This is a genomic window from Pseudoalteromonas sp. CR1, assembly GCF_019392235.1.
Taxonomy (GTDB): Bacteria; Pseudomonadota; Gammaproteobacteria; order Enterobacterales; family Alteromonadaceae; genus Pseudoalteromonas.
This window is the reverse complement of record NZ_JAHXRM010000569.1, coordinates 1-242: the sequence shown is the minus strand read 5'-3', so window position 1 is coordinate 242 and position 242 is coordinate 1. Positions and strand designations below refer to the sequence as shown.

General features: G+C 62.0%; 1 pseudogene. It reads left to right on the top strand.

The features are described 5' to 3' along the window. A pseudogene (locus KZZ04_RS20590) lies at nt 1-242 on the top strand (alkaline phosphatase family protein); the annotation flags it as partial.

Below are 242 nucleotides of genomic sequence, written 5' to 3'. Positions count from 1 at the left end.
CCGCGCTGGACAGCAACGAGACCCTGCGCGAACGTTTTTTCGGCGGTGCAAAGAAGCCGATTTTTACCAGCAGCACCGCCGACAACCACTTGGTGACCTTCGCCGAGGTGCTGGCGATGTACCTGCTGGTCTGGTCGCCCACGCCCTGGACGCTCATCACGCCACAGCCACCGCAACTGGGCGTCGAGGAACAGCAGCGGTATACCCGCGAACAGGTACAGATCGATCAGTTCCGCCATGGC